Raw genomic sequence first — 22226 nt, forward strand, 5'->3', positions numbered from 1 at the left:
ATTGATTAATTCTAAAAAATGGAGGCGCGTCCCGGAGTCGAACCGAGGTAGACGGATTTGCAATCCGCAGCATGGCCACTCTGCCAACGCGCCTTGGAGGTCTATCTGAATAGGTTGCAAATAGTATCACTGGCTTGACTAATCGTCAAGATTAAATAGATTATAATTACAGCAGTCACTTTATTTTTAACTAACCATAGTATGAGTAAACAGCATATTCCTCAAAAAGATCACACAAAATATGTGTTTAAATTTTATTTTATGCTAGAACAAATTGTACAATATTATCCTGATGTTTCGGGATATTTATAGATCCAGGTAATATCTGGATAATTAGCAAATGCACTTGGAAATAAATAATAACCACTTAATGAAGGAAAATGAGTGTGTTTCCATTCAATATTAAAATCAGGTTGGAATTTAATAATCGAATCAAAAAGTAACGTTGTACAATAAAGATGTGTCTCTTCACGGGGTGCTAATACAAAAGCTTGTCCTTTCTTTGTTAAAAGATCATCGACTATATTTTGCTTTTGCATTTCAGATAAAAAATTAGGTCTTGCTATAGCATATGTTTCGGCTAGTTCAGGCGTTATAAACTCTGCTAAAGTTGATACAATAACTTGGTTAGGATGGTCCTCATCATCGCTAGTCGTAGCATGAATAATTCTAATTTCTGGATTGATTGATATAATCATACCAATATGTGAAAAATCTCCACCACCTAATTGATTGACAATAAGGCTATCGGTTTGAACGCCTTTTCTAAAGATCCAATCCCCTACTTTAATTAAATAAGGCAATTTAGCTGTTGAATTTGAAAAATAAACAGGCTCGCTAGCAAAAACTAAATTTACTAGCATAATAAAAATAATAAGAAAAAATCTGCAATACTTCATCAAAATTCATTCTTAATTAAAAAGGGCAAATAATATTTACCCTTTTATAATTTTTGAGAACAAAATAGTTATAATATAACTACTTTATTTAAGGTTAATTAACCATTTACCATCAGCTTTGATTACTGATATATTTTTTTCCTCTTTTTTAGTATTATCTTTAAAAAATACAGTAGTTTTCACTTTAGCCATAGTTTTTTCATCATTGGTATATTCTGCTGGTGCAGATTCAACTTTATCAAGTCCGCCATGATCATCGGTGAATTTTTTCCCACGCACTAACGCTTCTTGCATTTTACTCTTAACAAACATTCTCATATCCATATCTGTGTTATCACTATCTTTAGGAAAATTAATTAGACTCATAACTGTATCTGTATCACCTTTATAGATTGCTGTGATAAATTTTTCTGATACTTTTTCAGGAGAATCATCATTCGAGCATGCTGTTACCATAAGTGCTAATAAGAAAATGCTTAAAAACTTTATTACTAATTTCATTTTTATTTCCGTTCCTAGTATTATTTATGTTTAATATTAATATGTTAGAATTATGATCCTAAATTAAATCCACAGAAAGAATCACAGAAAGCGACAAAATAATACTATATAATCAAATAATTGCAAAGTAATATGGAATAATAACTACTATTTAAAATTTAAAAGGATATCTTGCCAACTTTGATCTAATTTAGCTTCAATAATCATTGGTTTATGTTGGATTGGATGTTTGATTTCAAGTTTGCTTGCATGTAACATCAATCGTTTGATATTAAAGTAAGTTGCAAATGCACGATTCTGATGTAAATCACCATGTTTGCTATCTCCCAATATCGGATGGAAAATATGTTTCATATGGCGACGTAGTTGATGTTTACGACCGGTTTGTGGTTTTAATTCAACAAAACTATACCTTGCTGTTTCAAATTTGCCGACCTTAATCGGAACTTCAATTTTGCTTATAGATTTGTAAAATGTGACGGCATCTTGTGCTGGTTTATTCTTATTAGTAAATTTATCTGCAATTTTATCTAATTCTTCAACTAAAGGGTAATTAATCACCGCTTCCCCCTCAACATAACCGCGCACAATCGCATGATACGTTTTTTCAATTTGTTTTTTTGCAAATTCTTCTGACATAATTCTTGCTACATCACTAGAAAGAGCAAACAACAAAACACCAGAGGTTGGTCTATCTAGCCTATGTATAGGAAAGACATGTTGACCGATTTGATCACGCAATGTTTGCATCACAAAAACTGTTTCAGTTTTGTCTAACCAACTGCGATGCACAAGCCAACCAGATGGTTTGTTAATGGCAATTAAGTCATCATCTTGATAAAGAATTTCAAACATAGAATATTTATTAAAATATCAATTATAAAAAGAGTTCTTCAAGCTCTTTAGCTATACTAGGACCGTTATTATCACCAATGGCATAATTTGCTTTGGCTTTCACTTCATCATCAGCATTACCCATCGCAATCCCTAATCCAGCAATAGATAACATAGTTATGTCATTATAACTGTCACCAAAAGCGACTATTTCGCCTAAATCAATATTTTCGTGCTCTGCCCAGTGAGTTAACCCATTTCCTTTGGTATTTCCTTTAACTGCAACATCTGCTCGATTTGACCAAGACCATTCGCACGAAAACACACCTAAGGAATTAACTGCATTTGAAAATTGTTGTAAAGCAGGTATATTATGACTACTTGTTGCAAATTTAAAAATAGCGCCAGATTGCTCAATAACTTTTTCAAAATCGTCTACTTTTTTAATTTCAGGTTGTAAAAACTCAGGCAATGATTTAACCCACTTAAAAAAGTTTTCTAGATGATCATCTAACAATTCATAAGTCATCATTTTATCAGTATAAATTAATGTATGAATACCATATTGATTGACAAGATTTAGTAGCATTCTAGCCTGATCTTTCGTCATTGGTTTAGCGGCAAAAGCGTTTTGTTTCTCAAAATCATAGATATAAGATCCATTACAACAAATTGCCGGGGTTGATAATTTGAGCTGATAGTAATAAGGATAAATTACAGAATGATGCCGCCCTGAAACTAAAATAACTTTCACACCTTTAGCTGTAATTTTTTCAATGGCCGCTATTGTTTCTGGTAAAATTAAACGATTGCCGGCTAACAACGTACCATCCATATCAAAGGCTACGGCTTTATACTTCATATAATACCTCTTTTCATTTCTGATCTTAGTTATAAAGACTGACTAAGTACTAAAAGTTCAATAAAATTATAATTCTATTTTTTGACGACCAACAAACGAATGCGATAAGGTGGTACCATCTACCATTTCGAGTTCACCACCAACTGGAACACCATGAGCTATTCTTGTTGCTGTTACATTAAACTCTGCACACATTTGCGCAATATAATTAGCTGTTGCATCACCTTCGACGGTGGGATTAGTGGCTAAAATAACTTCGCTAATCGACTCTGAAGATAGTTTTTTTTTCAATAAATCAAGACCTATATCACTAGGGCCAATACCATCTAAAGGTGATAAATGCCCTAATAATACAAAATAGCGACCACTATACTGCCCAGTTTGTTCAATGGCTACTATATCTGCTGGAGTTTCAACCACACAAAGCTGTTCACTACTTTGACGACGAGCATTTGCACAAATAGTACAGGTTTCTTGTTCGGTAAAAGTTCGGCATTCCTTGCAATGGCCGATATTTATCATTGCTTCATGTAGCTCGTGAGCTAATTTAATGCCACCTTGTCGATTTCGTTGTAATAAATGAAAGGCCATTCGTTGCGCCGATTTTGGACCAACGCCAGGTAAACAACGCAATGCTTCCATAAGTGATTCTAATAATGGGCTTATTTGCATGAATTATTTGGTTTCCACATATTTGAGTTTTAAGATAATAATACCTTTTTTAAAAAATCTATCAAACAAGAATTATTCTATTGTTTAATTAACTAACGATAAAATCAAAAAGATTGCAGAAAATAAGTAGGTAGGATGTTACATAACGTACAATCTATGTTATAAAAGCACTATTCAAATATATAACATTATTATGTATAAATTTTTAAGCTATCTTTTGTTCTTGCTACGATGATAACTTTTTGGTTCTTCACCTTTAAAAAGACGCATAATGTTATTATTATGGCGAACAATAATTAAACACGAAAGCATTGCTACAGGTAAAGTAAGCTCAGGTTTGAATAACCAAACATAAAATGGTGCCATAAGAAAACCAACAATTGCAGATACCGAAGAATATCCTGTTATTAGTAAAGTAAGTAACCAAGTTAAAATAAAGCAACTCGTAAAATCAAACCCAATTGGAACCATCATACCTAACGCAGTTGCAACACCTTTTCCTCCACGAAAATGAAAAAAGCAGGGGAAAATATGTCCTAAACAAGCAAAAATACCAATAATACCTAAAAAGAAAGGTGTAATACCAAGCCGATATGAAATATAAACAGGAATTGTGCCTTTCAACATATCAAAGATTAAAACAAAAATGGCTGGTAATTTGCCATTGAGTCGTAAAATATTGGTTGCTCCAGGATTGTGAGAACCATGTTCCGAAGGATTAGGTAAATGCATGATGTAACTAATGATCATTGCACCAGAAAGCGATCCAAAAATATAGGCGACTACGATCATCAATACAATTAGCAATGTCAAAATACAACCCCTTTCATCAACCACACCATGCTAATAGTTGCGCTTAAGAATCTTACCAAACTCGGTATAAATCCAGTTTCTGTCTATTTTCCGTACTTATCTAACTATAATATAAATTAGAGTATATAAAAAGACTGGGCGTTACTCTTCGCCTGTTCTTTATATGCTAATTAATAATAATCCTAAACTATTTTTTGTTTTTCCAACAACGGTTTTAAATATTTTCCAGTGAAGGAATGTTTAGATTTCGCAACCTCTTCTGGCGTCCCTTCGGCAATAATTTCTCCACCACCATTACCACCTTCTGGTCCTAAGTCCACAATCCAGTCTGCTGTTTTAACTACATCCAAATTATGCTCGATAACAACGATAGTATTGCCTTTATCTCGTAATGAATGTAATTGCGTTAGTAATTGTTTCACATCTGCAAAATGTAGACCTGTTGTTGGTTCATCTAAGATATACAAAGTGCGACCAGTATCTCGCTTAGATAATTCTTTTGCCAGTTTTACTCGTTGCGCTTCACCACCCGATAATGTTGTTGCTGACTGTCCAATTGTGATATAAGAAAGCCCAACATCAATCAATGTTTGCAGTTTGCGCGCTATCATTGGCACAGCATCAAAAAACTCACGCCCCTCTTCAACTGTCATATTTAAAATTTCGTTAATAGACTTTCCTTTATATTTGATCTCTAAGGTCTCACGGTTATAACGGGCACCATGACACTGATCACAAGGAACATAAATATCAGGCAAAAAGTGCATTTCAACTTTGATTAAACCATCACCTTGACAAGCTTCACAGCGTCCTCCCTTAACATTAAAACTAAAGCGCCCTGGATTGTAACCTCGAGAGCGAGATTCTGGTACACCAGCATAAAGTTCACGGATAGAAGTAAAAAATCCCGTATAAGTTGCTGGATTAGAACGTGGCGTACGTCCAATTGGGCTTTGGTCAATTGCAATTACTTTGTCAAAATGGTTAAGTCCTTTGATTGCTTTATAGGGTGCTATTTCAGTTTTTTCTGCACCATTGAGTTCGTTTTGGGCAAGGGGATATAAAGTATCATTAATTAAGGTTGATTTTCCCGAACCCGATACACCAGTGATACATGTAAATAAGCCAATTGGAATATTTAATGTCACATCTTTAAGATTATTGCCGGTTGCACCAATAAGAGATAACATTTTCTTCTTATCGACTTTGGTGCGAATAGTTGGTATTTCAATTTTTTCTTTACCGGATAAATATTTTCCTGTTAAAGATGTTTTACATGCCATTATTTGTTTGGGTGTTCCCTGAGCAACAACTTCACCACCATGAACCCCTGCCCCAGGACCAATATCAATCACATAATCAGCAGCCATAATAGCTTCTTCATCATGTTCAACGACTATAACAGTATTACCTAAGTCACGTAAATGCGTTAAAGTGCCAATCAGACGAGTATTATCTCGCTGATGTAATCCAATAGAAGGTTCATCTAGCACATACATCACGCCAACAAGACCTGCACCAATTTGGCTTGCTAATCGAATACGTTGTGCTTCACCACCTGACAATGTTTCAGCGGATCTTGAAAGCGTTAAATAGTTAAGTCCAACGTTAATCAAAAATTGTAAACGATCGTTGATCTCTTTCAAGATTTTTTCTGCAATTTGAGCTCGTTGCCCTGTCAATGTCAATTTATCAAAAAAATCCTTGGCTTGTTGCGTACTTAAATCACTAATTGTTGGTAAATTTGTATCATTAATAAACACATTTCTTGCTGCCGTACATAACCTAGAACCACCACAACAAGGACAAGGTCGATGGCTAATATATTTTGCTAGCTCTTCACGGATGGTTTGTGATTCAGTTTCTTTATACCGACGAGCTAAATTATTAATAATCCCTTCAAACGGATGTTTACGCTTAACCACATCACCACGATCGTTTGAATAAACAAACTGAATTTCGGTATTACCTGATCCATTTAATAAAATATCTTTTATCTTCTCAGGTAATTTTTCATACGGTTTATCAATGTCAAACTTATAATGATCCGCTAATGATTTTAGCATCTGGAAATAGTAAAAATTGCGACGGTCCCAACCTTTAATCGCACCAGCAGCTAATGAAACTTCTGGCATTTGTATAATACGTTTTTGGTCAAAATATTGTTGAACCCCCAGACCATCACACTCAGGACAAGCGCCAGCGGGATTATTGAACGAGAATAATCTCGGCTCTAACTCAGAAATACTGTAACCACAAATAGGACAGGCAAAATTAGCCGAAAATAAATATTCTTCAGCTTGTGGATCATCCAAATTGGCCACTTTAACAATACCATTAGTGATCGAAAGAACCGTTTCAATCGACTCTGCTAAACGAAGTTTTAAGTCGTCACGAATACGAAAACGATCAACAACAACCTCAATGGTATGCTTTTTTTGCAATTCAAGAATTGGGGGATCAGAAAGATCATATACATCGCCATCCACTCGTACCCGAATATAACCACTAGCCGCAAGTTGCTCGAACAGTTTAATAAACTCTCCTTTACGCTCGGTAACCACAGGGGCAAGTAGCATATAACGATTATCAGTCGGTAATGCCATGATACTATCGACCATCTGCGATATCGTTTGTGCAGCTAACGGTAAATGATGATTTGGACAACGAGGTTCTCCAATTCGAGCAAAAAGCAAACGTAAGTAATCATAAATTTCAGTGATAGTTCCTACTGTCGAACGAGGGTTATGCGAAGTTGATTTTTGCTCGATCGAAATTGCAGGTGATAATCCTTCAATATGATCTACATCAGGTTTTTCCATCAATGATAAAAACTGACGAGCATACGCCGACAACGATTCAACATAACGACGTTGCCCTTCAGCATATAAAGTATCAAATGCTAACGAAGATTTACCTGATCCAGAAAGACCTGTAATAACAACTAATTTATCTCTTGGAATGGTTACATTAATGTTTTTTAGATTGTGCGTTCTCGCACCACGAATATCGATATCTTTGATTGACATAGATCTCTTCTTTTTTGTGTTTTTAAACAAAATGGATAGAAAATTAACTGTATATTATACCAGTAACATTTGATTAAATATACAACTATATAGCTGAATATACTACTTGGCTAATTTTATACTAAAACACAGTGTTACCTGAAACTTTTTGACAAAAATAAACTAAAAATATTTATTTTTACAGCAGAAAAAACGGCCATTGATGACCGTCATTTGTTGATTCAACTTAGTATATCAATTTTGGAGTCGCATCAAAAGGAATAATTGCGCCGCGATATTGTATAACCGTGCCAGCCACCAAGTGCCCTTGTAACGCTGACTGAGAAGGATTTCTTCCACTTAAACGAGCTCCAAGATAACCTGCACTAAATGAATCACCAGCGGCTGTAGTATCAATCACTTTATCTTTAGCGATTTTATTAGCAGGAACTTCAAAACGACCATCAACAGAATCGATAATACAGCTATTACTGCCACGTTTAATAACAATTTCAGTTACACCAAATTGTTTTGTGCGCTCAATAACTTGCTCATAAGGTAGCTTACCCCATAATAAATCTTCGTCATCTAATGTTAAAAATGCAATATCTGTAAAGCTAAGAATATCAGCATAAACACTACGAGCCAAATCAAGACTACTCCATAAACGTGGACGAAAATTATTATCAAAAATAACTTTACCGCCATTAGCTTTAACACGTTTTAAAAGATCTAATAATTTAAGGATACTTTCAGCATCTAAAATAGCAATGCTAATCCCGCTCAAATATACATAATCATAATGTTCAATTTGTTGAATTATTCTATCTGTTTCAGTTGCTTTCAACCAAAATTTAGCAGCAGCATCATTACGCCAATAATAAAAAGATCGTTCACCATGTTCATCAGTAACAATAGAATAAAGCCCTGGTATTTTATCAGACATTCTTTGTACTAAATCAGTTTGAATGTTTTCTGTTTGCCAACAATCTAACATTTCTTGACTGAAAGGATCGGTACCAAGCCCTGTTACATAATGTATTGAAAAATCATTATCTTTTAGTAAACGAGATAAATAAACCGATGTATTAAGCGTATCACCACCAAAACCACGTGTAGTCGAATCTTGTTTCATCGACAATTCAATCATACATTCGCCAATAACAGCTATTTTTGTAGTCATAATATACCTATCATCCTTAATCTTTTTATAAATAATCTAACGCGATTTTTACCACAACTTTGCGAACTGTTTCGATCTTATTATCAATTGCACAAAGCGGTTTATGCACTTCATTAGGTAAAAACACGATAAAATCATTTGGGTGTAATATCAACAAGGTTTCTTCTTTTGGTGTTTCAATAAAAGCAATATCATTTTCTACTAATTTATTATCTAACACTTTGGTATATGGCGGTAACGTACTCACTGCCATACCCTCTTGCCCAACTAAAACAATCTGAACGTCAATATATTTTTCATGATATTCAGGATTAGTGTCGTGAATATATCGCGATGTACTATCTGACACCATAAAAAACATATTATCACCATCAATATCGTAACGTCCCACAGGCGTGTTATTATTGACATTATCTTTAATATATTCAATTGACTGCTTAATTTTTTCGGGTAAATAAGGGATTAACCCTAAATGATTAATATTGCCTAAAATCATACCAAATGATCCTTAAAAATATTGATGAAAATTAATACTGATAACCAAATTAGTTACAACTAACTTACACTGTGATAAAACTAATTAAATTGATAAAGAGTATATACATAAGTCACTTGTTTTTGTAGATTATTTGACATATTTCTTCACATTCGTTTGTTTTCATCACTTCGATGATATGTGATAACTGTGATTTAAATATAGGTTGTTGAGTTATTAATTATTCGGCCTTTTCTATGATTGCTGTCTTTTTTCGATTTTGGAATAAATTTTGCGTAATTTTCCGCTAATTGTTCTAATGTGGTGATAATATCCAATTTAGATTGTTCAGTTAAACAGTCTGGTAAAGCAATTCTCTTAAACCCATCGTAGTAATATTTTAACATTTCTAATTGCGTCATTTTCACACTATACTGTATGACACCACCTCTTTCATTATCGGGAGGTTCTTTATAAAACTGATTAATATGGGGAGATATTGCTCCAAAATATTTTATATTAAAAGCGCTTAATAAAATAATTTCTTGTTGAAATCGTTTTAGGTTATTTGTTAGATCTTAACTGGTTATTTCGTTTGATTTATTTGATGAAAAGGTTAAATAGATCTCAACTATATGGTTGATATAATTGGTTATATCTAATTTTCATCTATTTTATCTTTTGAAAAATTCTTAAGAAGTTTGCAAACAATAAATTGGCTAAAAATTTCTTTACCTTCTTTTGTATATAACCTAGGTAATATTTTTTCGTTTCAAATTTTTTTGTTAATTGATAAAGCCGCGTGCGTTCGGAGTTATAATCTAAACTGTAGCATTCACAAAGCAACTAGTTAAAATTAATATTACACTTATTATTAACTTCATCGTTTTTTTTCTTATTTTATAATAGTCAAAATTTGGTTACTTAGCCTTGGCAATTTGCGCTTTTAGCATGGCTAGTCTACTTTGCCCTTGTTGCATTTTTTTTTCGGGTGATAATTCGTTACGTTGATCTTGCCATTCTAAGTCGTCTTGCGGTAGTTCTAATAAAAATCGACTCGGTTCAACTTGAAGCGTTTCGCCAAATTGTTTACGTTGCCGGCTAAATGAAAAAGTCAGTTCTCGTTGCGCCCGAGTAATACCAACATAAGCTAAACGGCGCTCTTCTTCAATATTATCTTCATCAATGCTGGTTTGATGAGGTAATAAACCTTCAGACATGCCTATCAAGTAGACATAAGGAAACTCTAATCCTTTAGATGCATGTAATGTCATAAGTTGTACTTGGTCTAGTTCTTCTTCGGACTCGTTACGTTCTAACATATCACGCAAAGTAAATCTCGCGACAGCTTGTTCAAGCGTCATTGCGTCATCAATATCATCACCTTGCAACATATCATTTAACCAACTGACCAATTGTTCTACATTACGCATGCGCATTTGTCCAGATGTTGGAGATGATGAGGTTTCATAAACCCAGCTCTCATAATGAATCCCGTGTAAAAGTTCATAAATAGCTTCCATGGGTTCAGTATGAGATTTTTGAATAAGGGAATCAAACCAATGTATGAATTCTTGTAATGATTCCATACGTTTGCCTGAAAGCAATTGGGTCAAGCCCATATCATGGCTTGCTTGATATAAACTAACACCTCGATGATTTGCCCATTCGCCAAGTTTTTGAATAGTTGCTGGACCAATTTCTCGTTTTGGTGTGTTAATAATGCGAATAAACGCATTATCATCATCTGGATTAGTTAATAATCGCAAATATGCCATTAGGTCTTTAATTTCAATTCGAGCAAAAAATGATGTACCGCCAGAGATTCGATACGGTATCCGATATTGCATGAGTATCTTTTCAATTAGTCGTGCCTGATGATTGCCACGATATAAGATAGCATATTGACCATATTGACTGTTATGCGCAAAGCGATGACCAATAAGGTGATTGATAACTTTTTCGGCTTCATGCTCTTCGCTATCGGCTGAAATAACTTTTAATGTTTCACCATAACCCAGTTCTGAGAAAAGTTTTTTTTCAAAGATATGTGGATTATTTTCAATTAAGATATTCGCCACTTTTAAAATCCGACCCGATGATCGGTAATTTTGTTCTAACTTGATCACTTCTAAATTGGGAAAATCTTGTTTAAGTAATACTAAATTTTGTGGTCGTGCACCACGCCAAGAGTAAATAGACTGATCATCATCGCCAACAACAGTAAATTTAGCTCGGTTACCAACCAATAATTTGATAAATTCATACTGACTTGTGTTGGTGTCTTGATATTCATCAACCAATAAATAACGAACTTTGTTTTGCCATTTTTCGCGGACTTCTTCGTTGGTTTTTAATAAGAGTGTGGGTAATAATATAAGATCATCAAAATCCAATATACTGCAAGCTTTTAATTGTTTTTCATACAATTGATAACAGTGAGCAAATAGTTTCTCTTTATTCGTCTGCGCTCTTGCCATCGCAATCGTTGAATCAACAAGATCATTTTTCCAATTTGAGATTGTTGAGCGTAATTGATTAATCAGATCCTTATCATCTTCTAACCATTGATGAGTTAGTTCCTTGAGTAACGCTGTTTGATCATGATCATCAAATAGTGAGAAGTTAGATTTAATTCCCAGATGTGTATACTCTCGGCGAATAATATCCAACCCTAGCGTATGGAATGTTGATATTTTAAGCCCCCTTGCTTCTTGTTTACTAAGTGCTTGAGCTATACGTTCTTTCATTTCGCGTGCAGCTTTATTCGTAAAGGTAACCGCAACAATATGGCGTGGTAAATATTCTTTAACACGAATTAAATAGGAAATTTTGTTAATGATAACCCGAGTTTTGCCAGAACCTGCCCCAGCTAAAACAAGGCACGGCCCTGAAACATATTCAACGGCTTTTTGTTGACTTGAATTTAAACGCACAGAATAAAACCATTAGTAAAAATGTGAGCTAGTATATAACGATATACTAGCAGTGTACAATTAGCGTCATTATTAAGCGAATTTAATTGCTATTTTGTTAAATATTATTTGATGAATGTTAAAGCCTGTTCAACAACCTCGACCCCAGCCCCTTTTTTATGCGCATTTTCGCTAAGATAACGCCGCCATTGTCTTGCTCCTTTACGTCCATTAAATATACCTAAAGTATGCCGCATAATATGGTTAAGTTGTGCACCTTGCATTAGCTGTTGTTCGATATAAGGATAAAGTGATTGAATAGCAGATAGCGGATCGATGACAGGGGTATCGGTGCCAAAAATTTGCGTATCAATTTCAGTAAGTAACAGTGGATTTTGATATGCCTCTCGCCCAACCATCACACCATCAACATGCTGTAAATGGCATTTTATTTCATCAATCGTTTTTATGCCACCATTAATGGCTATAGTTAAATTGGGATAATCTTGTTTCAATTTATAAACACGTTCATAGTTAAGCGGTGGAACTTCACGATTTTCCTTTGGGCTTAATCCTGATAACCATGCTTTGCGCGCATGTACAATAAATGTTTTGGTGTAAGGCATCACCTTTTCAATAAATTGACACAAAAAAGTATAACTATCACAATCATCAATACCAATTCTTGTTTTTACCGTAACGGGAATATCAACCTGATCTTGCATCTGAGCGATACAATCGGCAACCAAATTTGGATTTCCCATTAAACAAGCACCAAACATACCATTTTGTACGCGATCTGATGGACATCCCACATTTAAGTTGATTTCGTCATAACCACGCTCTTGCGCTAATTTTGCACATTGCGCTAATGCGTTAGGCTCGCTACCGCCTAGTTGAAAGCTAACTGGATGCTCTTCATTGTTGAAAACTAAATAATCACCTTTTCCAAATAAAATTGCGCCAGTAGTCACCATTTCGGTATATAGCAATGTTTTCTTTGTTAAAATTCGATGAAAATAACGACAATGTTTATCTGTCCAATCTAACATAGGAGCGATAGAAAATTTATTTTTTGTTGAATTCATTGATATACCAATGTTTATAGCTGTTTTTACTGATTATTTCAGAAATATTATTTTTGCTTATTTTTACCTATTTCGAGATATTTTTTCATTATCAGGCACCCACGTTGATAGGACAAAATAATTTAGGGTAAACAATTTATGGCTTATTATATCATAGAGAAACGTATTCGTGCAGACGGAACACCTCTATATCGTTGTACCGCTGTAATCAGAGAAAGAACCAAGATTATTTATCTTGAATCCAAGACGTTTAGCAAACAACAAATAGCAAAAACATGGGGAACAAACCATGTATCGAAGTTTGGGCTATTTACACTAACAGCAGTCAATATTAATAATTCCGTCGCATAGCTAACAAAAATATTACCCGAATACGATTGCAACGCTTTCATAAATTCACGCACTGGATTGCTTTTAGCCCTTTCGGTAATAATTGCATATTGAAAAACCTCAGTACATCGTTGTCGCATCTTTTTTGCGATCTCCAATGCACCTCTATTTTCTATCTGTTTTAAACAGTTTAGCATTTCAAGGGGCTTAATTTGCGCGATATCCATATCACCCACAAACGGGAATATATCTTTTTCAAAATACCGAACAATCATCTCTCTGGTATTAATAGACCAATTTCGTTTTTTTGTATCAAACCATTCAAAGGTTATTTTCTTAAAAGTATTTCCTTGAGCGATATTGGCAAGTAAAGTTTTTCTTTTACCGTTAAACTGATAATCGTAACGCCAAGATTTAGTACCTGTGGGTGTGATGTATAGATATAGGCTCTCAAAGTCTGGTAACTTGTACGGTTTTTATTTGGGTTTGGCTGATTTCAATGGCTTTTATGGTTAGAATAATGACGGTATTTTTGGTCACGGAATTAAAATATACCGTTAGATAGTTTGCGTTGTCAATCGTTTAAGGTCGTATTGGGTCGTATCAAAACACTATAAAAATATGTTGAAATAAGATTTAAATCGGAGAATATCGTTTTTAATCTTGCTTGCAATTTCGACCCCAGCAGGAATCGAACCTGCAACTAGCCCTTAGGAGGGGCTTGTTATATCCATTTAACTATGAGGTCATAGGGTTGGACATTGTAATAAATTTTATTAGATAATGCCATTTAAATAACGAAAAATTTTCTATTTTAAGTAATCATGATACAATCGCATCATCATTAACCTCATTACTTTTAATCGAAGATACTATGAAAAAACGAATTGTTGGTATGATGTTTTCTGTAATGGCACTCACAAGTTGTGCTACTTATCAAGCCGAAACTAATTCCTATAGTGATCCGTTATCAGGTTTTAACAAAACCATGTTTGATGTTAACTACTATGCGCTTGATCCCTATGTTTTGCGTCCTGCCGCAGTAGCTTGGAAAGATTATGTTCCGTCTCCAGTTCGTACAGGTGTAGTTAACTTTTCATCTAACCTTTCTGAACCCGCTTCAATGGTGAACAACTTATTACAAGGTGACGTTCATAAAGCTGGTACACATTTAGCACGATTCTTTTTAAATACCGTTTTCGGTTTTGCGGGTTTGATGGATGTTGCTAGCATGTCTGATCCACAATTACAAAAAGGTGGCAAACGGAGTTTTGGTGATGTACTAGGCCATTACGATGTGCCTTATGGTCCTTATGTTGTGTTACCGTTTTATGGATCAGCAACGTTAAGAAACGAAGGTGGTAGCGTAGTTGACTCTCTTTATCCACCACTTGTTTGGTTAGATTGGCAATGGGCTTTAGTGCGTGGTGCGTTTGACGGTATTGAAGCACGTGCAGTGGCGATCGAGTATGAAGATTTAATTAAAAATAGCGATGATCCTTATAACTTTATGCGTAATGCTTACTTCCAACGTAATGACTTTGTGGCATCGGGTGGTAAAGTGGACGAAAGCAAGCAAAAACAACGTGAAGAATCGATTAATGATGTTATTAATGATATCGATTCACAATAACTTTTGTTAAATTATACGCTTTTATTAAATCATGTTAAAAAACCGCCGTTAATTGGCGGTTTTTTATGTTCTTTTATTTATGATGATACTAATTTAATCATTTTTTATTTACATATTTATTTTGAGATTGATTTCATTTCTGGCAAATATTGCCAAAATCGGCTTGGCATTTGCTGACGTTGTAATTTAGGATTGATTCGTTCTTTTATAGTTAATGCATTACAATAGCGTAACCACATATTCTGAAATAGTACTTCGTCCTTAGATAGATAATGTTGATTCACCTGACTATTAATAATCAGATCATCTTTATCAACGAGCGAGATCGGTTCAATACTGTGTAAATTATAGATATAACCATATTTGCGCTTTTCATCATATATAACCCACTTTTGATCGGCAAAACGATCTTTAAAAAATTTAAGAACCAAAGGCAATACGTTATAAATAGGAGCGATATTCGAAAAATAGATCTTATCTTCCCTTTCATTAGGCACTGTCGTATCTTTAAGAGGATTGTCAATTGCACTAAAACGTACAAATTGCATTATACGATGTCGCTCCCGACTAACTTTTTTGGCAATATCATGTACAGATAACACATCTTTATCGGCAAAATCCGTTTCGATTGATTTAGATGATTTGAATACCTTGCAAATATAACGAAAAACAATTAAATCACTTTCAGGCAATTCTGATAACCAAACATACATTAAATGACGAAGCGCCACTTTACTAATCTTATTAATTAACGCCACACGTACACGCTCATATTTAAGATCACAAAATTCAACATTATGCCTATTAGACACTAATAGCGGTTCAACCTGTTCAATAGCCAACAGGCATTCAGGCATCTTTTTGAGTTTAAAAGCATCAAATACCGCACATAGCAATCCTTCAAAGCTTTTATCATAATAAAACGCCAACATGTCTACCACTCCATGACTAATTGCTGTGAAATATTATCTTGTTTATCTTCTAACAAAGGCGGATCTTGCAACGATAGTCGGATATATTCGGCCGAAGAATCAAGCAATTTAAATTTTCTCATTTCATGACAAACAACAAAAAATTTTGCTCGCTTTAAAACAACACCAATACGTTTAAGCGCATCAAAAGTAAGCTTACGATGACGTCTTGCCATCACAATTAGCTTGGCCGATTTAACACCGATCCCTGGCACTCGCAAAATTTTTTGATAGCTATCACGGTTAACATCAACGGGAAAAAACTGCGGATTACGGATAGCCCAAGCCAGTTTAGGATCAACGCTTAAATCAAGATCAGGATATTGATCATTAACAATTTCATCAACATTAAAATCATAAAAACGCAATAACCAATCGGCTTGATATAAACGATTTTCTCGCACTCTTGGTACATCTTGTACAACAGGCAACCGCTTGTCGTAACCATTCACAGGAATAAACCCCGAATAATAAACTCGTTTCATACTTGGGCGTTTGTAAAGCTTGGCGGTTAATTGCAAAATCTGTTTATCGGATTCATCGGTTGCGCCAATAATAACTTGAGTACTTTGCCCAGCTGGTACAAATTTGGGGGCAGTGCGAAATTTTTTGCGATCTTCGATATTTTCTAACACATTCTGATGTATTTGTCGCATAGGTTGATAGATACTTTGATGATCTTTATCTGGTGCTAATAATTTAAGATTTTCTTCAGTTGGAATTTCTAAATTAACACTCATTCTATCAACCAATAAACCTGCTTGATTAATTAACTCATTACTAGCACCAGGAATCGCTTTCATATGGATATAGCCATTAAAACCATATTCATTCCGCAAAATCTTTACTACTCGAATCATTCTTTCCATGGTATGATCAGGACTTCTTACAATGCCTGAACTAATAAATAAACCTTCAATATAATTACGACGATAAAATTCAATGGTCAAATCAGCCAACTCACGGGGTGTAAAACCTGCTCTTGGAATATCATTACTTTGACGATTAATACAATAAGCACAATCAAACATACAATAATTAGTTAGCATAATTTTAAGTAACGAAACACATCGCCCATCGGCAGTAAATGTATGACAAATACCAGACTTATGTGCACTACCAATGCCTTTACCTTTATTACCTCTTGAAGCGCCACTTGATGAACAAGAAATATCATATTTTGCCGATTCAGCTAATATCTCAAGTTTAGTTATCATTTTTTCGTTCATATTGTGCTCACCAAAATAACTGTTCATTTATACAGTGTACAATAATCATATAAAGCTTAGCAAGTAAATATTGTTGACAAAATTACTATTACCTACGCTACTTAAGCAATTCTATTGATTTGATTACTTTTATATAAAGAATTAAGGCAATATCAAAAGATATAAATAAAAACATGGCAAGGTATTGTTCAGCTTACAACTGTACGCTATAATCAACAGACTTTTTTATATGAAGCCAGATAACTTAGGAGCTAAATAGTAAATGAAACGAGTTGTAATTACAGGGTTAGGAATTCTTTCAAGTATTGGAAATAATACTAAAGAAGTCTTAGAATCACTAAAAGTAGGTCGTAGCGGTATTACCTTTTCTCAAGAAATGAAAGACAGCGGAATGCGTAGCCATGTATGCGGAAATGTAAAACTTGACACTACTGGGCTCATTGATCGCAAAGTTGTTCGTTTTATGAATGATGCTTCTATTTACGGTTATCTTGCTTTACAACAGGCTATTGAAGACGCAAAATTAACCCCTGAACAAGTCTCTAACCCTCGTACTGGCTTAATTGCTGGTTATGGTGGCTCAACTAAAACACAATACAATGTAGTAGCTGGAATGAAAGAAAAGGGATTACGAGGTGTAGGTCCTTATGCTGTAACCAAATCAATGTCATCGGCGATTTCGGCTTGCTTAGCAACTCCATTTAAAATTAAAGGAATTAGCTACTCAATGACATCTGCTTGTGCGACATCAGTTCACTGTATTGGTCACGCTGCTGAACTTATTCAACTTGGCAAACAAGACATCGTCTTTGCGGGTGGTGGTGAAGAACTTTGCTGGGAAATGTCTTGCGAATTTGATGCCATGGGCGCTTTATCAACAAAATATAACGATAACCCAGAAAAGGCATCACGTGCTTATGATAAAAACCGTGATGGTTTTGTTATTGCTGGCGGTGCAGGTATGGTTGTGGTTGAAGAATTAGAACATGCGCTTGCTCGTGGTGCTCATATTTATGGCGAACTGGTTGGATATGGCGCAACATCAGACGGTCATGACATGGTTGCCCCATCAGGTGAAGGCGCAATGCGCTGTATGCAACTTGCCATTCAAGATTTAGATGTACCAGTTGATTACATCAACACCCACGGCACATCAACCCCAGTTGGTGATGTCAAAGAATTATGGGCAATCAAACAAGTATTTGGCGATAACATCCCTGCTATTTCTTCAACCAAATCAATGACTGGTCACTCATTAAGTGCAACAGGTGCGCAAGAGCTTATCTATTCATTATTAATGTTAGAACATGGCTTTATTACACCAAGTATCAATATTGATGAACTTGATGAAGCAGCAATCGGCATGAACATTATTACTGAACCAACCGAGCGTGAGCTAACAACAGTCATGTCAAATAGCTTTGGTTTTGGTGGCACTAATGCCTCAATTGTAATGAAAAAATATAAAGCTTAATAAGTAAATTTAATTAATATCAATCAATAAAAACCGTTCTAGATTGAACGGTTTTTTGTAGGATTGATAATAAAAATTAAATATTTATAAAACGTTACTTAAAAATAGCCGTGTTTATTCAGCAGCAATCTTATCAATAAAACCAATAGTAACAAACAAAGTTTCGGTTTTAACAATAGCTTCAATTTTATTTATCTTTTTGACATCCACACAATTACCTGCATTCGGCTTTGACGCCATGATAAGGCAAACTCATTAACATTGTGGTGCTATAAGTGTGTTTTTTGCTCTAAAATCGTTCAGATAGGCTATTGATTTTATTGAAGTTTTTATTTACGTTTCTAAATAAAATCAAACATTTATAGGCTAGTTATTTTTTTATTACATTGAATTTGGCTTTTTAATAAAAGCGCTTTTGTTATTTGATAATAGCTATTAATGGCAACTTGTTAATAACAGCCAGTTAATAACAAAAGCGCAAGCTTTTAAGTCGTATCGGTTGGGGTGCTATTTTGATTTTCTGTCATTAAAGCGCTAGGCTCGCAGGCTTTGCCTGCTCAGCGCCCCAACTTACGCGGGGGCTTTATTCTTTGTTATATTATCCTCTCAAGCACCGTAACCCCCTTCCGCTCCCTAAGGATTAAGAATTAAACGCTAAAAGCTAAGGTGCGGTGCAAAGGCCATAGAGGGAGAAGCTGGCACTGTAGCTGCTGACGTGGCCGTCGACCGAGTAGACAGCGAACTGGTTGCTACCTGTAGCGTCGCTCGTCCAGTAGCCGATGTAGACGAAGCCCGCATCAGTGTAGTCGACCACGTCGCCCCACTCCGTGAAAAAGCCAGCGCCTATGTGACGCTGGTAACGATTCCTCCCAGACGACGGCGTGGCGCCTAAATTATTATAGTTTGAATTGGTTAAATCTCTTACCCGTGGCATTCGATAACCCAAACTATTACACCATGCTAACTGGTCTCTATAATCTTTCCGTTCGGACCCCCGATTGACGAACCACTGCCTTAATACAAATCCATATTTTACTACCTCACCGCCATATATATCTCTACCCACTAACTCAAACGTCTGTGGTAACCTTGGCTTAGCAATTGGGTTAGGATTCGGATTAAGCCATTGATTTCTTGCCTCTGGACCTGTTAACTTAACACGGGCGACAACTTGTCCCCTATCTTCATAAGGAATCCACCAATCATTAGCTACAACATTTGTCACTGTTGCAGTAATTCCCCCCAAAGTAACGGGTTCCCATGTTAATTCTTCTGGTTCTATTCCTGTTATGAGTAAATCAAAATATAAATTATGCCCACCTGTAGTCGGAAAATTTAGGCTGTATGATTCAGGATTGGTAGATTGAACTAAAAAGCCCTTATTAGGATTCCATATGTCAGCTGAGCCTGCACATAGGTTAGATAAATGCGGCCTTACATAATTGATAACTGGCGACGGTTGTAGCATTATTGCATCACTACGATTACCTGCTCGAGCTTTTTTACCATTCAATGCCTGTAAATTCGATGAAGATGACAATAATAACAATGCTAATACTAGCAAAGCTGTTTTAGGTGATTTGAGCGATAATTTCGAAGATATAAATAAGTTTCGAGTAAAAACTTGTCGAATAGGATTATTTGATAAATTTAAGACATAGGTTTGCCAGTGCCTTGTGCCTTGTGCCTTGTGCCTAAAATGGTACTGCATTTCGTTTCACCTGTCAAGTAATATTTTGTTTTATTTGAATTTTTATAATTATTTGCTTATTTAATAAGCTTGTTTTCCTACAGCGATAAAAGTATAACCATTTAAAAAATAGTTGGCTAGTTTTTTGGCGGACTTTTTTGTAAAGAAATGTAAAGATGAAAACGATTAGCTTTAGAGATAGGTGAATTTTATAATTAAAATAGGGTGTTAGCTTTAGGACTTTTTGATTTTTACGGAATGATTAATATTGCTGATAACATCTAAAACACAAACACGCCCAACAGCCCAGTTTGACGTGCTAGCTTTATTTCGTTATCGGTATATTTTGATGCTGTGATAAGGCAAGCATATTAATATTGTGATGCTATAGGCGTGTTTTTACTCTAAAATCGTTCAGGTGGTTCATTGATTTTATTGAATTTTCCATTGAAGATCAGTTAATTACAGGAAGGGGGAGTAAGATTATAGTTTTTAGAGAAATCTAAAAATCTTTTTCTTTTTTCCAATAAATTTTACGCCCAAATCCCAGTAAATTATTCGTCATTTTCACATAATGTAACTGTAATGCCCAGATTGGCGCTTTGAGTACTCTTGCAAAGGGAAATGCCCGATAATATAACGCATAGGCATGCTCAGCTTGTTGTTTTTGTAATCGTGTTGCTTGAGCTTGAAATTGGATCCCTTGGATCTGTGCAACCGTCTTAGGCGTAATACTGATGGTGCCCGCTATTAGTGGGTTTGTTAACATGGCTTTAGCGTGTTCGGTTTTTAATTCGGAAAGAAGATACAAACACATTACCGATTCATCAAAAACATAAAAGGTGTTACATGCCCATGGTTTGTTGTCAGGTAAGATTACGTTTAGCGATAATACATGATTATTTTTAATAAATTTTATGATTTTAGAGTCGGCTTGCATATTTTTTATTTATTGGTGTTATTCAGTTTTAGTGTTTAGGTGCAGATCTTCGCCCCATCGTGGTAGCGATGGGATGTTAATATCAAATAGGTCAAGTGCTCTTGCTACGCTATGGGTGATGATATCATCCAAACATTCAATATGCTGATATAAAGCTGGTACTGGCGGGCATATTACACCCCCCATAAGTGTCACGGTTTCCATGTTTTTTAGGTGAGTTAAATTTAAGGGTGATTCACGAACCATTAATACCAAGCGACGACGCTCTTTTAATGCAACATCAGCAGCACGAGTAAGTAAGTTATCTGATAAGCCATGTGCTATGGCAGCCAGAGTCCTCATTGAGCAAGGTGCAATTAGCATACCCATAGTTTTAAACGATCCGCTTGCAATGGCCGCACCAATATTGTTGACAGAATATACTTTATCAGCTAGTGATTCTATTTGTGCTATGCTGGTGTTAGGAAATTCGTAAGCGCGCGTTATTTGTGCTGCTTTTGATATTACTAAATGAGTCTGAATATCAAGTGATTTTAAAAGCTCTAACGCTTTTATTCCATAAGCAAACCCTGTTGCACCACTAATGCCAATCACTATCCGCTGGAGAGTCATGTTTATCCTATATTAATAAAATTGTTAATCATTATTTTATTTAGCCTACAAATTATATTGTACATTCAAAAATAAGTGATATTAAAGCTAGTTATTA

21 protein-coding genes and 2 tRNA genes are annotated in these 22226 nt (G+C 35.1%); 2 read left to right on the plus strand and 21 right to left on the minus strand.

Annotated features, from left to right (window positions below; all coding sequences use genetic code 11):
- Positions 1–19: 19 nt before the first annotated feature.
- The 15 genes from A9G25_RS10675 to A9G25_RS10745 form a co-directional block, all read right to left on the minus strand.
- A tRNA-Cys gene (locus A9G25_RS10675) sits at positions 20–93 on the minus strand.
- A gap of 191 nt (positions 94–284) precedes the next feature.
- Positions 285–899 (minus strand): YiiX/YebB-like N1pC/P60 family cysteine hydrolase, encoded by a 615-nt coding sequence (locus tag A9G25_RS10680; protein ID WP_065626902.1) that lies wholly within the window; start codon positions 897–899, stop codon positions 285–287.
- A gap of 84 nt (positions 900–983) precedes the next feature.
- Positions 984–1400, minus strand: coding sequence for a DUF4878 domain-containing protein (locus A9G25_RS10685; RefSeq protein WP_065607199.1), 417 nt, complete (start codon positions 1398–1400; stop codon positions 984–986).
- 147 nt (positions 1401–1547) lie between these two features.
- Positions 1548–2255, minus strand: coding sequence for a tRNA pseudouridine(65) synthase TruC (gene truC / locus A9G25_RS10690; RefSeq protein ID WP_065626903.1), 708 nt, complete (start codon positions 2253–2255; stop codon positions 1548–1550).
- Positions 2256–2277: 22 nt separating this feature from the next.
- Positions 2278–3096, minus strand: coding sequence for a pyridoxal phosphatase (locus tag A9G25_RS10695; RefSeq protein ID WP_065626904.1), 819 nt, complete (start codon positions 3094–3096; stop codon positions 2278–2280).
- A 66-nt stretch (positions 3097–3162) separates the two neighbouring features.
- Positions 3163–3768 carry a recombination mediator RecR gene (gene recR, locus A9G25_RS10700; protein WP_065560888.1) on the minus strand — a complete coding sequence of 202 codons (606 nt, stop codon included), beginning with the start codon at positions 3766–3768 and terminating at the stop codon, positions 3163–3165.
- Between the two features lie 210 nt (positions 3769–3978).
- Positions 3979–4581 (minus strand): glycerol-3-phosphate 1-O-acyltransferase PlsY, encoded by a 603-nt coding sequence (plsY, locus tag A9G25_RS10705; protein ID WP_065626905.1) that lies wholly within the window; start codon positions 4579–4581, stop codon positions 3979–3981.
- Between the two features lie 182 nt (positions 4582–4763).
- Entirely contained in the window at positions 4764–7604 is a 2841-nt protein-coding gene (gene uvrA, locus A9G25_RS10710) for an excinuclease ABC subunit UvrA (protein ID WP_141675092.1), read from the minus strand.
- Between the two features lie 232 nt (positions 7605–7836).
- On the minus strand, positions 7837–8772 hold the full coding sequence (locus A9G25_RS10715) for a sugar kinase (protein WP_065626907.1): 936 nt from the start codon (positions 8770–8772) through the stop codon (positions 7837–7839).
- Positions 8773–8797: 25 nt separating this feature from the next.
- Positions 8798–9268, minus strand: a complete 471-nt coding sequence (locus A9G25_RS10720) for a YhcH/YjgK/YiaL family protein (RefSeq protein ID WP_065626908.1) — start codon at positions 9266–9268, stop codon at positions 8798–8800.
- Positions 9269–9462: 194 nt separating this feature from the next.
- A complete protein-coding gene (locus tag A9G25_RS10725) occupies positions 9463–9669 on the minus strand; it encodes a hypothetical protein (RefSeq protein WP_065626909.1) in 207 nt (68 codons plus the stop codon).
- 498 nt (positions 9670–10167) lie between these two features.
- Positions 10168–12183: a DNA helicase Rep gene (gene rep, locus A9G25_RS10730; RefSeq protein ID WP_065626910.1), complete on the minus strand. Its 2016-nt coding sequence runs from the start codon at positions 12181–12183 to the stop codon at positions 10168–10170.
- 104 nt (positions 12184–12287) lie between these two features.
- Complete coding sequence (gene dusA / locus A9G25_RS10735) at positions 12288–13250, minus strand: tRNA dihydrouridine(20/20a) synthase DusA (RefSeq protein ID WP_065626911.1); 963 nt, start codon at positions 13248–13250, stop codon at positions 12288–12290.
- 230 nt (positions 13251–13480) lie between these two features.
- Positions 13481–14014, minus strand: coding sequence for a tyrosine-type recombinase/integrase (locus tag A9G25_RS10740; RefSeq protein WP_141675086.1), 534 nt, complete (start codon positions 14012–14014; stop codon positions 13481–13483).
- A gap of 242 nt (positions 14015–14256) precedes the next feature.
- Positions 14257–14328, minus strand: a tRNA-Arg gene (locus A9G25_RS10745).
- Positions 14329–14454: 126 nt separating this feature from the next.
- Between A9G25_RS10745 and A9G25_RS10750 the strand changes: the two genes are divergently transcribed.
- Positions 14455–15213 (plus strand): MlaA family lipoprotein, encoded by a 759-nt coding sequence (locus A9G25_RS10750; protein ID WP_065626913.1) that lies wholly within the window; start codon positions 14455–14457, stop codon positions 15211–15213.
- A gap of 116 nt (positions 15214–15329) precedes the next feature.
- On the opposite strand, the gene A9G25_RS10755 is transcribed toward A9G25_RS10750, so the two are convergent.
- Entirely contained in the window at positions 15330–16145 is an 816-nt protein-coding gene (locus tag A9G25_RS10755; protein ID WP_065626914.1) for a TIGR03915 family putative DNA repair protein, read from the minus strand.
- 2 nt (positions 16146–16147) lie between these two features.
- Positions 16148–17413, minus strand: coding sequence for a putative DNA modification/repair radical SAM protein (locus tag A9G25_RS10760; protein WP_065626915.1), 1266 nt, complete (start codon positions 17411–17413; stop codon positions 16148–16150).
- A 262-nt stretch (positions 17414–17675) separates the two neighbouring features.
- Between A9G25_RS10760 and fabB the strand changes: the two genes are divergently transcribed.
- Entirely contained in the window at positions 17676–18887 is a 1212-nt protein-coding gene (fabB, locus tag A9G25_RS10765; protein ID WP_034910913.1) for a beta-ketoacyl-ACP synthase I, read from the plus strand.
- Between the two features lie 114 nt (positions 18888–19001).
- Here the strand turns inward: fabB and A9G25_RS13230 are convergent, their stop codons facing one another.
- The 4 genes from A9G25_RS13230 to A9G25_RS10780 all read right to left on the minus strand — a co-directional run bounded on the left by A9G25_RS13230 (position 19002) and on the right by A9G25_RS10780 (position 22129).
- Positions 19002–19127, minus strand: a complete 126-nt coding sequence (locus A9G25_RS13230; protein WP_255307114.1) for a hypothetical protein — start codon at positions 19125–19127, stop codon at positions 19002–19004.
- 421 nt (positions 19128–19548) lie between these two features.
- Positions 19549–20598 carry a hypothetical protein gene (locus A9G25_RS10770; protein WP_065626916.1) on the minus strand — a complete coding sequence of 350 codons (1050 nt, stop codon included), beginning with the start codon at positions 20596–20598 and terminating at the stop codon, positions 19549–19551.
- Positions 20599–21079: 481 nt separating this feature from the next.
- Positions 21080–21517 carry a hypothetical protein gene (locus A9G25_RS10775; RefSeq protein ID WP_065626917.1) on the minus strand — a complete coding sequence of 146 codons (438 nt, stop codon included), beginning with the start codon at positions 21515–21517 and terminating at the stop codon, positions 21080–21082.
- An 18-nt stretch (positions 21518–21535) separates the two neighbouring features.
- Positions 21536–22129 carry a UbiX family flavin prenyltransferase gene (locus tag A9G25_RS10780; RefSeq protein ID WP_034910921.1) on the minus strand — a complete coding sequence of 198 codons (594 nt, stop codon included), beginning with the start codon at positions 22127–22129 and terminating at the stop codon, positions 21536–21538.
- Positions 22130–22226: the final 97 nt, after the last annotated feature.

Origin of the sequence: Gilliamella sp. Bif1-4 (assembly GCF_001690535.1) — a bacterium.
Taxonomy (GTDB): Bacteria; Pseudomonadota; Gammaproteobacteria; order Enterobacterales; family Orbaceae; genus Gilliamella; species Gilliamella bombi.